This is a genomic window from Streptomyces viridosporus T7A, from assembly GCF_008704515.1.
Lineage (GTDB): Bacteria > Actinomycetota > Actinomycetes > Streptomycetales > Streptomycetaceae > Streptomyces > Streptomyces viridosporus.
On sequence record NZ_CP023700.1, the window covers coordinates 4088365 to 4101989 of the forward strand.

General features: G+C 74.5%; 9 protein-coding genes, 1 tRNA gene and 1 riboswitch. Of the genes, 4 read left to right on the top strand and 6 right to left on the bottom strand.

The window, feature by feature from the left end:
* Positions 1–142: 142 nt before the first annotated feature.
* Positions 143–1519 carry an NAD(P)/FAD-dependent oxidoreductase gene (locus CP969_RS18930; protein WP_016825587.1) on the bottom strand — a complete coding sequence of 459 codons (1377 nt, stop codon included), beginning with the start codon at positions 1517–1519 and terminating at the stop codon, positions 143–145.
* A 380-nt stretch (positions 1520–1899) separates the two neighbouring features.
* Between CP969_RS18930 and CP969_RS18935 the strand changes: the two genes are divergently transcribed.
* Positions 1900–2640 (top strand): TetR/AcrR family transcriptional regulator, encoded by a 741-nt coding sequence (locus CP969_RS18935; RefSeq protein ID WP_004986310.1) that lies wholly within the window; start codon positions 1900–1902, stop codon positions 2638–2640.
* Between the two features lie 380 nt (positions 2641–3020).
* On the opposite strand, the gene CP969_RS18940 is transcribed toward CP969_RS18935, so the two are convergent.
* Complete coding sequence (locus tag CP969_RS18940; protein ID WP_150474946.1) at positions 3021–5144, bottom strand: asparagine synthase-related protein; 2124 nt, start codon at positions 5142–5144, stop codon at positions 3021–3023.
* A 716-nt stretch (positions 5145–5860) separates the two neighbouring features.
* Between CP969_RS18940 and CP969_RS18945 the strand changes: the two genes are divergently transcribed.
* The 3 genes from CP969_RS18945 (at position 5861) to CP969_RS18955 (ending at position 9853) form a co-directional block, all read left to right on the top strand.
* The gene (locus CP969_RS18945) at positions 5861–7288 is read left to right on the top strand and encodes a hypothetical protein (protein ID WP_004986307.1); all 1428 of its coding nucleotides are present in this window, start codon (positions 5861–5863) and stop codon (positions 7286–7288) included.
* A 237-nt stretch (positions 7289–7525) separates the two neighbouring features.
* On the top strand, positions 7526–8386 hold the full coding sequence (trmB, locus tag CP969_RS18950) for a tRNA (guanosine(46)-N7)-methyltransferase TrmB (RefSeq protein WP_171817490.1): 861 nt from the start codon (positions 7526–7528) through the stop codon (positions 8384–8386).
* Between the two features lie 90 nt (positions 8387–8476).
* On the top strand, positions 8477–9853 hold the full coding sequence (locus tag CP969_RS18955; RefSeq protein WP_016825584.1) for a PrsW family intramembrane metalloprotease: 1377 nt from the start codon (positions 8477–8479) through the stop codon (positions 9851–9853).
* Positions 9854–9992: 139 nt separating this feature from the next.
* Here the strand turns inward: CP969_RS18955 and CP969_RS18960 are convergent, their stop codons facing one another.
* The 4 genes from CP969_RS18960 to CP969_RS18975 all read right to left on the bottom strand — a co-directional run bounded on the left by CP969_RS18960 (position 9993) and on the right by CP969_RS18975 (position 13623).
* Positions 9993–11024 (bottom strand): M23 family metallopeptidase, encoded by a 1032-nt coding sequence (locus tag CP969_RS18960; protein WP_004986304.1) that lies wholly within the window; start codon positions 11022–11024, stop codon positions 9993–9995.
* Positions 11025–11036: 12 nt separating this feature from the next.
* Positions 11037–11194: riboswitch (cyclic di-AMP (ydaO/yuaA leader) on the bottom strand.
* Between the two features lie 294 nt (positions 11195–11488).
* A tRNA-Met gene (locus CP969_RS18965) sits at positions 11489–11562 on the bottom strand.
* 64 nt (positions 11563–11626) lie between these two features.
* Complete coding sequence (locus tag CP969_RS18970; RefSeq protein WP_016825583.1) at positions 11627–12760, bottom strand: dihydrofolate reductase family protein; 1134 nt, start codon at positions 12758–12760, stop codon at positions 11627–11629.
* Between the two features lie 203 nt (positions 12761–12963).
* Complete coding sequence (locus CP969_RS18975) at positions 12964–13623, bottom strand: response regulator (RefSeq protein WP_004986301.1); 660 nt, start codon at positions 13621–13623, stop codon at positions 12964–12966.
* Positions 13624–13625 lie beyond the last annotated feature (2 nt).

Here is a 13625-nt window from a genome sequence, read left to right on the forward strand (position 1 = left end):
CGGGAACCGGGACCGGCCGGGGCCCCGGGGCCGCACCGGGGTGGGCTGCGGCCCGCCCGCGGTGGTGGACCAGTCTGGCAGGGTGCCGCCCGGGCCGACATCCGTCAGACGCCGGGCCGGCGGGCGGAGTTCCTGGGTCCGGTCAGGACGACCCCTTCGGGTCGTGCGGGGGGTCCTGAGAAGGCTTTCCACCGGCCGCCAGTTCGAACTCGGCCCGCGGGTGTTCGAGCGAGCCCAGGGAGACGATCTCCCGTTTGAAGAGCCCGGCGAGGGCCCACTCGGCGGCCACGCGCGCCTTGCGGTTGAAGGTGGGGACCCGGCTGAGGTGGTAGGTGCGGTGCATGAACCACGCGGGGTAGCCCTTGAGCCTGCGCCCGTAGACCTGGGCGACGCCCTTGTGCAGGCCCAGGGAGGCGACGGACCCGGCGTACTTGTGGGCGTACGTCTCCAGGGGTTCGCCGCGCAGGGAGTGCGCGATGTTGTCGCCGAGCAGCCTGGCCTGGCGCAGGGCGTGCTGGGCGTTGGGGGCGCACTCCCGGCCGGGTTCCCCGGCGGTGACGTCGGGGACGGCGGCGGCGTCCCCGGCCGCCCACGCGTGCGGGGCGCCCTCGACGGCCAGCTCCGCGGTGCACTTCAGCCGCCCGCGCTCGTCCCGGGGCAGGTCGGTGGCGGCGAGGAGGGGGTGCGGTTTGACCCCGGCCGTCCACACGACCGTGCGGGTGGGGAAGCGGGAGCCGTCGCTGAGCACGGCGAGCCGGTCCGCGCAGGACTCCAGACGGGTCCCGAGGCGTACGTCGATGTTGCGGCGGCGCAGCTCGGTGACCGTGTAGCGGCCCATCTCCTCGCCGACCTCGGGCAGGATGCGGTCCGAGGCCTCGACGAGGATCCACTTCATGTCCTCGGGCCGGAGGTTGTGGTAGTACCGCGTGGCGTACCGGGCCATGTCCTCCAGTTCGCCGAGCGCCTCGACACCGGCGTAGCCGCCACCGACGAAGACGAAGGTGAGGGCGGCGTCCCGCAGGGCCGGGTCGCGGGTGGAGGAGGCGATGTCCATCTGCTCGAGGACGTGGTTGCGCAGTCCGATGGCCTCCTCGACGGTCTTGAAGCCGATGCCGTGGTCGGCGAGGCCGGGGATCGGCAGCGTGCGCGACACGGAACCGGGTGCGAGGACCAGCTCGTCGTACGCGAACCGCCGCCCTCCGGTGCCCTCCTCCTCGGTGGCGAGCGTGGTGACGGTCGCCGTGCGTCCGGCGTGGTCGACGGCGGTGGCCTCGCCGATGACGACGTGGCACCGGTCGAGGACACGACGCAGCGGTACGACGACGTGCCGGGGGGAGATGGCACCGGCGGCCGCCTCCGGGAGGAAGGGCTGGTACGTCATGTACGGATCCGGGGTGACGACCGTGATCTCGGCCTCGCCCCGTCCGAGTTCCCGTTTCAGCTTCCGCTGCAGACGCAGGGCCGTGTACATCCCGACGTAGCCGCCACCGACAACGAGAATGCGCGCACGTTCCTTCACCCTCCCATGACGCACCCGCCGCTTGCGTTTGTCCACAGCCTCGACATTTTGTGTGACCGAAGGACCCGAACGCGCGGAGTTGGCCGATTTACCGATGTGAGTCGAATTCACGCAGGTCAGAAAGGGTGGGCCAGGCCCCGTTCATGGTCACATACGGGACGTATGCCCTTCGTGCTCCGATCGGGGGGCGCTCCGTGCGGAACCTGCCCCTTCTGAATTGACTTCCTCTCAACTATGTTCGTGTGTCGACGGGGTGCAGGGGGATGTGCTCATCGGATCCGCCGCGGGCGGGTCCGGCAGCCGGGTCCGTCCCGCACGCCCCAGCCATCAATGGCGGGGAGAAGTCTCCGGGGGGAGACGTCATTACCGGGGGAACACACATGCATGTTCAGGACTCTCATTGGTCTTCCGCGTCCGCTGTGGCGACCGGCGCCACGATGAGCGCGCCCACGGGCAACGGGCGCGCGGACGGCGCGCGCACGACACCGCTGCGCGTGGACGCCCAGCGCAACCTGGAGCACGTGCTGCGTGCCGCGCGCGAGGTCTTCGGCGAGCTGGGTTACGGCGCGCCGATGGAGGACGTGGCGCGCCGGGCGCGGGTCGGCGTGGGCACGGTCTACCGGCGCTTCCCGAGCAAGGACGTCCTGGTGCGGCGGATCGCCGAGGAGGAGACCTCCCGGCTGACCGACCAGGCGCGTGCGGCGCTCGGCCAGGAGGACGAGCCGTGGTCGGCGCTGTCCCGCTTCCTGCGCACGTCGGTCGCCTCCGGCGCCGGGCGGCTGCTGCCGCCGCAGGTGCTGCGGGTGGGCGTGGCGGAGGAGCACGCGCACGTGCCGCAGCAGCGGACCCAGCCGGCCGCGGGTGAACTGCGGCTGGTGTCCGAGGAGCCGGCGGCCGCCGACCCCGGGGACGCCGGCACGGCCCGGCTCCTCGACGTGGTGGGCCGGCTGGTGGAACGGGCCCGTGCCGCGGGCGAGCTCCGCCCCGACGTGTCGGTGTCGGACGTCCTCCTGGTGATCGCCACGGCCGCCCCCTCCCTGCCGGACGCGGCCCAGCAGGCAGCGGCCTCGGCCCGTCTGCTGGACATCCTGCTGGAGGGCCTGCGCTCACGGCCCGAATAGGAGCCGAACAGAACCCGAACAGAACCAGCCACCGGGGCACCCCGTCCGGCACACCGCGGGCGGGGTGCCCGCCGTCGCGTACGGCGGCGGGCCGGGGACGGCGAAAGGCCCCCCGGCAGCTCCGGCCCGGGGCGGGCTCCATCACCACCGCGGACGCCCCGCGCACCCCCGGACCGAAAGCCGCGTCGCGGGCGTCGCACGCGCCCCCGGCCGCACCCGCACCTGAGAACGCGCCGCGGAGGCACGCACCCCGATCCGCACAGCCCGCCGCGGGCGCCCCGCACCCCGGATCCGCCCGTGCGCCGCAGGCACCCGCGCCCGGCTCCGTCCGTGCGCGGCAGGCACCCGCGGGCACCCGCGGGCACCCGCAGGCGCCCGCCCTACGCCCGCCGTCCTCCGGCCCCCGCTCCCAGCGCTCCCCGCTGCGGCGCGATGCCCGCCGGCACCGCCCGCTGCCGCGCCGGCGTCCCCGTCCAGCACGTCCCCCGGCGCGCCAGCAACCGCCGCAGCCACAGCTCCAGCGCGACCAGCTCCGCCAGCCCGTCCAGCGGGAGCGCCTCCCCCTCCGCCGCCTTCCGCAGCGCCTTCCGCACCACCCGCGCCTCGACCAGTCCCGCCTCCGCCAGCAGCGGCGTGTCGAACAACGTCATCAGCCCGTCCGTCGCCGCCCGCAGCCCCGTCCGCGCCACGGCCGCCGCGGTGGCCCGGGTCGGCGCCCCCCACCCGGCCGGCAGCTCCCGCACGCCCGCCCCCTCCAGCACCGACCGCAGGATCGACGCCCGCGCCCCCGGCCGCACCCGCAGGGCCTCCGGCAGCGCCCGGCACGCCCGCACGACCTGGTTGTCCAGGAACGGGGCGTGCAACCGCTGGGAACGGATCTCGGCGGCCTGCTCCAGCACCCGCAGATCCGCCGCGTACCGGGCCAGCGCCGCCCGCGCCCGGAAGTCACCGGGCCGCTGCCCCGGTCCCACGTCGGACCGCCGCGTCGACGCCTGCAGGCGAACCGATACTTCAGCCAGCGCCTCACCGGTCAGCCAGCGCGCCGCGGGCCCGGGTCTCCCCCAGGTCAGCGCGGCCAGCGAGGCGTCCCCCGCGCCTCCGGGGCCGTCCTCGTCCAGCCGGCGGCGCAGCAGCTGCTCCGCGAGGCCCTCCAGTCCCGTCCGGTAGGGCGTGCGCGCCAGCCGGCGGGCCGCCGCGTACACGCGGGCGGGAACCATCACGGACCCGTCCGCCTTGGCCAGCGCGGCGACCGGCCGCACGAGGTGCCGCCGCTTGCGGTCCATCAGCAGGTCGGCGAGCCGCGCCGGATGCGCGTCCAGCACCTGCCGCGCCCCGTACCCCGTGAAGTGGTCCGCGCTGCCCGCCGCCAGCCGCGCCCGGTGCCGTGCGGCCGACACCAGCGAGGGTCCCGGCTCGTCGGTCAGCGGGCCGTCCAGGTCGGCGTAGGGGAGGGTCTCCTCCCCGCCCGCGACCACCACGTGGTGCAGCCGGGGGTTCGCGGCCAGCGCCCCGGCCCGCTCCAGCTCGTCGTCGTCGCGCCCGCCGTCCGCGCCGCCCGCCGCCGCGAGGTCGTTGAAGGTGACGGCCAGCAGCCGCTCCCCGGCCCCGGTGCCGTGCCCCAGCACGGTCCCCGGCATCCCGGGCAGCCCCGCCGCCAGCAGCGCCAGCGTCCCGGACGCCGGCCCCCCGGACAGGTCGGCCCCGATCCCCGGTACCGGCGTCCCGCGCGCCGCGCGCCGCTCGGCGGGTCCCATCCCCGGGACGGGCCCGGGGTCGATGCCCGCGCCCGGCACGTGCCGGGGCGCGGCCAGCCGCGTCCGCACGGCCTCGACCAGTGCGTCCCCCACCGCCTCCACCGCCCGGTCGGGGTCCGCGGGGGGTGCCGCGACCGCGAGCGAGGCGACGGGCTCGTACCCGGCGACCTCGCGCGCCCCCGCGCGCAGGATCAGCGCGTGTCCCGGCGGAACGCGCTTCACGCCGTCGTACGGGGTCGAGTCGTGCAGCGCGGCCGGTACGTCCGGCACGGCGAGCAGCGCGGCGAGGTGCCCGAAGTCGAGGTTGGCCTCGACGAGGTCGGCGAGCGGCAGCGCGGCGGTCGCGTACGCCGTGCCGCCCGCCCAGGGGGTGTGGAACACCGGCCGGGCGCCCGCGAGATCACCGCAGACGGTGACCCGGCGGCCCACCTGCACGACGGCGGTGTAGCTGCCCGGCCAGGCGGTGAGGTGCCGCAGGGCTCCCCCGCGCGCGGCGAACAGCGCGACGCGCAGTTGCTCGTCGGAGGCGCCGCAGGTGCCGAGGACGGCGATCCGGGTCTGGGCGTCGGACGTGACCACGCGCACCTCGTCGGGACGCCAGTCGCCGACCGCCCACAGCGGGTCGGGGCCGCCCCACAACAGCTGGGAGCCCACGGGCTGCAGGGTCTCGCCGTCGTCCCCGGTGGCGCCGGCGGAGCCGAACCCCACGGCTCCCGCGGCGGTGCTGCTCCATCCCACCAACCACCGCATCGACGCCTCCGCAGGCTGTGGACAACCAGTGCACCGCATGAACCGGTTCCCCATGCTGCCATGAAGGAGGCGCTCGGGAGGCGTGCCGGAGCCGTGTGTGCTCCGTCCCATGCGCCCCGGCGGATACACCACCCCGGGGCGAACGCCCCGCCCGTCGCGGGAAGATCACCGAGTGTCGCCGTACAGCCGTCCCCACCGCTACGACGCGAATGCGCCCCCTCAACGCGCCCCCAGAACCACCAACGCGCCCTCAACTGCCGTGGTAGACACGGGATATCCCGGGAACAGCGGGGATCGATTTTCGGCCAAATCGGAGCGGCGGCCCACGTCCCGAACACGCTCCGTACATGCTCTGCGCACCGCTGGACGGTCGCGCGGTCCGGGAGGCGCCGCACGCCTCCCGGACCGTTCCGCCGCCCGCGGGGATGAAGGCGGCGGTGTCCCCCAGCCCGCTGGATCCAGTACAGCGGGCCGACCCACGCACGGACCATGGAATCGCTCCCGCGGTGGCCGGAGAAGAGCGCACGTACGGGCGCACGGCCACACACCGGGAGCACGCCGCAACTGCGCGTATCGGGGCCGCACTTCCGTACGGACCACAATCCCGCCATCCGGAAGAATGCCCCTTAACGCTTGGGATGCGGCGAACTACGCTGGGTTTACGAATGCCGCGTGGTTATGCCAGAACGGCAGCCGTCTGTGTCGAGGGGTGGCGCATGTCCAGGGAGCAACGCGGGCCGAACGAAAAGCTCGGCGCCGTTCTCGCCCTCGCGGGAATCTCCAACGCGGGCCTCGCACGACGCGTCAACGACCTCGGCGCGCAACGGGGACTGACGCTTCGCTACGACAAGACGTCGGTGGCGCGCTGGGTGTCGAAGGGCATGGTGCCGCAGGGCGCCGCCCCGCACCTGATCGCCGCCGCCATCGGCCAGAAGCTGGGCCGCCCGGTGCCGCTGCACGAGATCGGCCTGGCGGACGCGGACCCCGCGCCCGAGGTGGGCCTCGCCTTCCCCCGGGACGTCGGGCAGGCGGTGAAGTCCGCGACGGAGCTGTACCGGCTGGACCTCGCCGGCCGCAGAGCGGGGGCCGGCGGCATCTGGCAGTCCCTGGCCGGCTCCTTCGCGGTCAGCGCATACGCCACGCCCGCCTCACGATGGCTGATAACCCCGGCCGACAGCTCGGTGGCGCGCGAGGTGAACCCGTCCGAGGGTCCCGGCGCACCGATCAAAGTCGGCCACAGCGATGTGCGGAAACTGCGGGAGGCCGCCGAGGACGCCCGCCGCTGGGACTCCAAGTACGGCGGCGGCGACTGGCGTTCGTCGATGGTCCCCGAATGCCTGAGGGTCGAGGCGGCCCCGCTGCTGCTCGGCTCCTACTCCGACGACGTCGGCCGCTCGCTCTTCGGCGCCGCCGCCGAACTCACCCGCCTCGCGGGCTGGATGGCCTTCGACACCGGCCAGCAGGAGGCCGCCCAGCGCTACTACATCCAGGCGCTGCGCCTGGCCCGCGCCGCGGCGGACGTGCCGCTGGGGGGCTACGTCCTGGCGTCCATGTCCCTCCAGGCGACCTACCGCGGCTTCGGCGACGAGGGCGTCGACCTCGCCCAGGCCGCACTGGAGCGCAACCGGGGCCTGGCCACCGCGCGCACCATGAGCTTCTTCCGCCTCGTCGAGGCACGCGCGCACGCACGCGCCGGGGACGCCCAGGCCGCCGGCACCGCCCTGAAGGCGGCGGAGGGCTGGCTGGAGCGTTCCCGCCCCGGCGACAGCGACCCGACCTGGCTCGGCTTCTACGGCTACGACCGGTTCGCCGCCGACGCCGCGGAGTGCTACCGCGACCTCAAGGCGCCCCGCCAGGTCCGCCGCTTCACCGAGCAGGCGCTGTCGAAGCCGACGGAGGAGTTCGTGCGCTCGCACGGCCTGCGGCTGGTCGTCTCGGCGGTCGCCGAACTGGAGTCGGGCAACCTGGACGCGGCCTGCGAGCAGGGCGTCCGCGCGGTGGAGGTGGCGGGCCGCATCTCGTCGGCCCGCACCACCGAGTACGTCAAGGACCTCCTGCACCGTCTGGAGCCCTACGGCGACGAACCCCGTGTGGTCGAGCTGCGCGAGCGCGCCCGTCCGCTGCTGATGGCCCCGGCCGGCTGACCCCGCCCCGGCACGGCGCCCCGGGGGGCCGCCCCACGGGTGTGACGGCGGCACGGGCACGACGGGGCCGTCCCCCTCACGCACGGCACCGGCGGCGTCCGGGTCGGCCCCGACGCGGTACCGGCCCCGGCACGCGAGGGCCACGACCGGCGCGCGGCGCTCCGCGCGAGCCGGCGGAACCGGGGCGGTGACGGGCGCGGCGGCCGTCCGCCGCGCCCCCGTAAAATCGACAGCACTGTGTCTGACTTCGTGAACACCCCCGAAGCCCCGCACCCCGCGCACGCGCCCGGTGCGTCGATCCGCCGTACCCGGGCCAAGGGGGAGCCGCGGTTCCCGGACGGTCCGAAGGCCGATCCCGCCGGGTCGCACTTCGAGCGGCGCATCCGGAGCTTCCAGCCGCGCCGCAGCCGGGTGACCGCCGGACAGGCGGACGCGCTGCAGCGGCTGTGGCCCCGGTGGGGCTTCGACATCGACGGCCGGCACCGGCTCGACCTCGCGGAGTTCTTCGGCAACGGCAACCCGGTCGTCCTGGAGATCGGCTTCGGCATGGGCGAGGCCACCGCGCAGATGGCCGCAGCCGACCCGGCCACCAACATCCTCGCCGTCGACGTCCACACCCCCGGCCAGGGCAACCTCCTGAACCTGGCCGACCAGCAGGGCCTGACCAACGTCCGCGTCGGCAACGGCGACGCGATCATCCTCCTGCGCGAGATGCTCGCCCCCGACTCCCTCGACGGACTGCGCGTCTACTTCCCCGACCCGTGGCCCAAGAAGCGGCACCACAAGCGGCGGCTGATCCAGCCCGCGTTCCTCTCCCTGGCGGCGACCCGCCTCAAGCCGGGCGCGGTGCTGCACTGCGCCACCGACTGGGAGCCGTACGCCGAGCAGATGCTCGAGGTGCTGACGGCCCACCCCGCCTTCGCGAACACCCGGGCCGACGGCGGTTTCGCGCCGCGTCCCGCGTTCCGGCCGCTGACCCGTTTCGAGGGTCAGGGACTGGACAAGGGTCATGTCGTGAACGACCTGCTCTTCCGTCGCGTACAGCACGACGACCGACCCGGAACAGACCAGCCCGCCCAGCCCTCCACCGGCGCCTGAGCCCACCGCGCGCTCCTGCGGCCGGCGCCCCGTCCCGTTAGGGTCCCTTCCGTGGCCAGCAGCCCTCCCCGTCCGGGGTGTCCCGCAGCGGTGCCCCAGCCCGGCGTGCCCCCGCGACCCGACGGTGCGCTCCGGCACGCGCACTGGTGGCAGCGGCCCTGGGTGCGCTACGGAGCGCTGGTCGCCCTGCTCGCGCTGTCGGGGCTGGTCATCCTCGCGCTGGTGCGCGAGCAGACCGGTACGGAGGGGTTCCTGGTCGGGCTGGGGCTCGCGGTGCTTCCCGTGCCGCTGCTCCTGGCCGCCTTCCGGTGGCTGGACCGGGTGGAGCCGGGCCCCTGGCAGAACCTGCTGTTCTCCTTCGCCTGGGGGGCCTGCGCGGCGGCGCTCATGGCGATCGTGGCCAACAGCTTCGCCACGCAGTGGATAGCGACGGCCACGGCCGACCCGTCGAGCGCGGACACGCTCGGCGCGACCGTCATAGCGCCCGTCGTGGAGGAGACCGTCAAGGCCGCCGCCGTGCTGCTGGTCTTCCTCTTCCGCAGACGCGACTTCACCGGGCTCCTCGACGGCGTGGTGATAGCCGGGGTCACCGCCACCGGGTTCGCGTTCACCGAGAACATCCTCTACCTCGGCACCGCCTTCGGCACCGACCGGCTGACCGGTGACAGCGGCCTCGCCTCGGTCACCGCGGCGACCTTCTTCGTCCGCATCGTCATGTCGCCGTTCGCGCACCCGCTGTTCACCGTGCTCACCGGCATCGGGTTCGGGATCTCCGCGCTCTGCGCGCAGCGGCAGCGGGTCCGCCGGGTGCTGCTGCCGCTGTGCGGACTGCTGCTCGCGATGGGCATGCACGCGCTGTGGAACGGGTCCTCGGCGCTGGGCGACCACGGGTTCTTCGTCGTGTACCTGGTGTTCATGGTGCCGGCGTTCGGCGTGCTGACCTGGCTGGTGGTGTGGACGCGGCAGCGCGAACTGCGGACGGTGCGGGCGGAGCTGCCCGCGTACGCCGTGGCCGGCTGGCTGAGGCCGATGGAGCCGTTCGCCCTGGGCTCGATGTGCGCCCGGCGCGTCGCCCGGCGGTACGCGCGCCGGCACGGGGGGAGGGCCGCGGCACGGGCGGTGGCGCAGTACGAGGCGTACGCGACCTCGCTGGCGTTCCTGCGGCACCGGGGGCGGCTCGGCCGGGCGGGGCCGGACTTCACCGTACGGGAGCGGGAACTGCTGGGAGAGCTGTGGCACCGCCGGGAGGCGGCCCGTCCGGCGCTGGACCACGCGGCCCGCGCCACCGCGCCACCGGTCCCGGCCGCCTTCGCGCCGTGGCCGGCGTACGGGGGCCACGGGCCCTACGGGGGCCACGTACCCCACGGGTTCCAGGGGGCTCAGGGGATGCGGGGGAGCCACAGGTACGGGCCGCCGCCGCAGGCGCACCCGTACTCCGCGTACCCGCCGAACCCCTACCGGTCCTGAGCCGCCGGGCGGCGGGCCGCGGGACGCACGGGCCGTCGGCACCGCGCGCGGGGGCAGGCCGCGCACGCGACCGGCAGCCCTGACGTCGGGGGGTCGCCGTCGGGACTGCCGGGGTGCGGGGAGCTGGGAGCTGCGGTTCCTAGGGGTTGAGGCCCTTGCTGCGCAGCCACGCCAGCGGGTCGATGCCCGAGGAGGAGCCGCCGGAGTGGACCTCCAGGTGGAGGTGGGCCCCGGTGGAGTTGCCGGTGGAGCCGACGCGGCCGATCACGTCGCCGGTGGTGACCTGCTGGCCGACGCTGACGTTGATCGAGGACTGGTGGGCGTACCAGATCTCGGTGCCGTCGTCGAGGGTCAGCACGGTCTTGTAGCCGTAGGAGCCGTCCCAGCCGGCGAAGGTGATCGTGCCGGTGTGGACCGCCTTGATCAGCGTGCCCGAGGGAGCGGCGAAGTCGAGGCCGGTGTGGTAGCCGGAGGACCAGTAGGCGCCGGCCTGACCGAAGGTCGAGCTGAGGGTGTACGAGGAGGTCGGCAGCGCGTACTGCTTGGCGAGCGCGGCGAGGCGCTCGGCCTCGGCCTTCTCCCGGGCCTCCTCCTCCGCCTTCTTCTTCGCGGCGGCGGCCTCGGCCTTGGCCTCCTTCTCCGCCTTGGCGGCGGCCTCGGCGGCCTCCTTCTCGGCGGCGGCGAGGGCCTCGGCCGCGGCCTTGCTCTCGGCCTGGTCCTGCTGCTGCTCGACCTGCGCCATGATCCGGGCGCGCAGCGCCTCACCGGCGCCGGCGGTGCCCTGCTCGGTGTCGGCGGCGGTCATGCCGATGCTGCTGAGCGGAGTGGCGGAACCGGCGGGCTCTTCCTCGTCGGAGATGAGGGAACCCACGTTGGGGAGGTCGGGCACGGAGATCGAGACCGGCGGCTTGCCGGTCTGAGCGCTGGCCATGCCGCCCGCGCCCACCGCGGCGATGACGCCGACGCCCAGGACGGTGGAGCTGCGGGCGAGTCCTCCGCCGCGCTGCTTGCTGACGCGGTGCCGGCCGCGGACCGGGCGGATGGACTCCGCGGTGGGGTTCCACTCCTCGAAGGGGCCCTCGTCGTCGGGGACGCGGCCGTAGCCGAAGGTTTCGCCGTCGCGTTGGCTCGGCATGAAGGGGGCCTCGGGAGCGGGCCGGTTGGACGCCACGTGGGCGTACTCCTTTCCTTCCTCCACCGCCTACCGGGTTAGCTGACGGGTTCGGAGCAGGAAGGTCTCCTACGCGCGTATACGAGCCGTGCTTCCACGGCGGCATCCACGCGATTCACCCCATGGTGGTGGTTCCCCGGTTCCCTTGCGGGATTCGGCGCGTGCGCACGGAGCCGACTTCTGTGACGGCTGGGACGACCGCGCTGCGTTATCGAACGTTAATAGACGCGAGGGCCGGATTCCAAGCCGTTCCTCTTGATCATTCACGGTTCCCGCTGGGACTTAACCGTCAGGAGCAGGCGAAAACGGGCGAGTTGACCGCCTCTCAGGCCTCCATGATCTTCTGACGGTTCGTCAGTCGTTATGCGCAGCGGGGCGGACCGGTCACCTTCGGTGACGGGATCCGCGCACGGGAAAACACCGAGGGCCGGAACCCTTTTCGGATTCCGGCCCTCGGCCTTCAGTAGCGGGGACAGGATTTGAACCTGCGACCTCTGGGTTATGAGCCCAGCGAGCTACCGAGCTGCTCCACCCCGCGTCGGTATGACACCAGTGTACGCCATGCGCGGGACACGCAGCACACCCCTTTCCCCCGCCCCTCCTCAGCGGCCGATCAGGTGGCCGTTCGGCGCCTGGGCCCGCTCCTCGTGCTCCGGCAGGACGACGACGGTGGCGCCCCCGTCCACCAGCACCCCGCTGCCGTCGGCGCCCGGCACGAAGGTGTCCGGCTCGCGCCAGGCCGTGACCACCCGCCGTATCCCCGCGTCCAGGATCAGCCGGGCGCAAGGCGCCGGCCGGGACGCGCGCCGGGCGCAGGGCTCCAGGCTGGAGTACACGGTGGCGGTCGCGAGCCGGGGGTCCGTGGGATCGGTCTTGGCGAGCGCCGCCTCCTCCGCGTGCACCACCGGGTCCCCGCCCTCCCGGGAGTGGCCCCGCGCCAGCTCCGTACCGTCGGCCGCGACCACCACCGCGCCCACGCTGAACGCCGTCCCGGACGGCGGGCACCGCTCCGCGAGGTCGCAGGCGAGGGCCAGCCAGTGGTGGTCGGCGGCGGAGGGCAGCGCACCGGTGCCGGGCGCGGTGGGCCCGTAGCGCATCAGGACGACGTCGCCGACGGCCCGGGTCTCCAGCAGCCGCAGCCGGCCGCCCTGGTAGGAGCCGGGGCCGAAGAGGCGGGGGGCGTCCGGGTCGCCGACGAAGAGCGGGGCGAGGACCAGCTGGAGCTCGTCGGCGAGGCCCTGGGTGAGGAGCTGGGTGTGGACCAGGCCGCCGCCCTCGACCATGAGCCGCCGGACCCCGCGCACGGCGTGCAGGTGCTCCAGCAGCCGGCGCCAGTCGAGCTCGGGACCGAGCGGGACGACGTCGGCCGCGAGGCCGTGGGCACGGGCCCGCTCGGCGCCCCGGTCGGTCGTGTAGAGGACCTTCTCGCCGCCGGTGTGCCAGAACCGCGCCGCCGGGTCCAGGTCGCCGGAGCCGCTGACGGTGACCTTGAGCGGGTACTCCGGCCGGCCCCGGGCGACCCGGTCGGCCCGCCGCTCGGGCGAGTTGACCAGCAGGCGCGGGTTGTCGGCGCGGATCGTGCCGGCGCCGACCAGGATCGCGTCCACCGACGCCCGCACCTCGTCGACCCGGTCGAAGTCGGCCGGGCCGGACAGCAGCAGCCGCTCGGGGCCGGTGTCGTCCAGGTAGCCGTCCAGGGAGACGGCGGCGGACAGCAGGACGTAGGGGTGGGGCATCGGCGCACTCTCCTGGCGAGGACGGCGGACGGGGGCCCGGCCCGTGCGGAGCCGTCCGGGCCGGGTCTGACCACAAGCCTGCACGACGCACGACGCACGGCGGGCCGGGGACCGCGCGCAGGTCGGGCGCCACCGCACCCGGCGGCGGCCGGGGCGACGCCGCACGGGAGCAGCCGGGGCCGGGGCGACGCCGTACGGGGGCGTCAGGGCTCGATCAGGCCCACGCGGATGGCGTACCGGGTCAGTTCCAGGCGGTCCTTCAGGCCCAGCTTGGAGAGCAGGTTGGCGCGGTGGCGCTCCACCGTCTTCGGGCTGATGACGAGGAGGTCGGCGATCTGCTGCGAGGTGTTTCCCTCGGCGACCAGCTTGAGGATCTCCTCCTCCCGGTCGGTGATGGCCTTCGGGGGCAGGTTCCGGCCGTCCCGGGCGAGGTCGAGGTAGTTGCGGATGAGGGCGTTGACGGCGCCCGGGTAGAGGAACGGCTCCCCGCGCATGGTGGCCCGGCACGCCTCGACCAGGTCGCGGTCGGCGACGGACTTGAGGACGTACCCGGAGGCACCGGCGCCGAGGGCCTCGAAGAAGAACTGCTCGTTGTCGTACATCGTCAGGACGAGTATCCGCGTCTCCGGCAGGGTGTGGGAGAGCTCGCGGGCCGCCTGCAGACCGGTCAGACGGGGCATGGCGATGTCGAGTATGGCCAGGTCGGGCCGGTGGACGCGGGCCTGTTCGAGGGCTTCGGCACCGTCGTCGGCCTCGGCGACGACGGTCAGGTCCGGTTCGCCGTCGAGGATGAGGCGGACCCCTCGGCGGACCAATGCGTGGTCGTCGGCGAGGAGGATGCGGGTGGGGGCCGGGTCGGTCATGT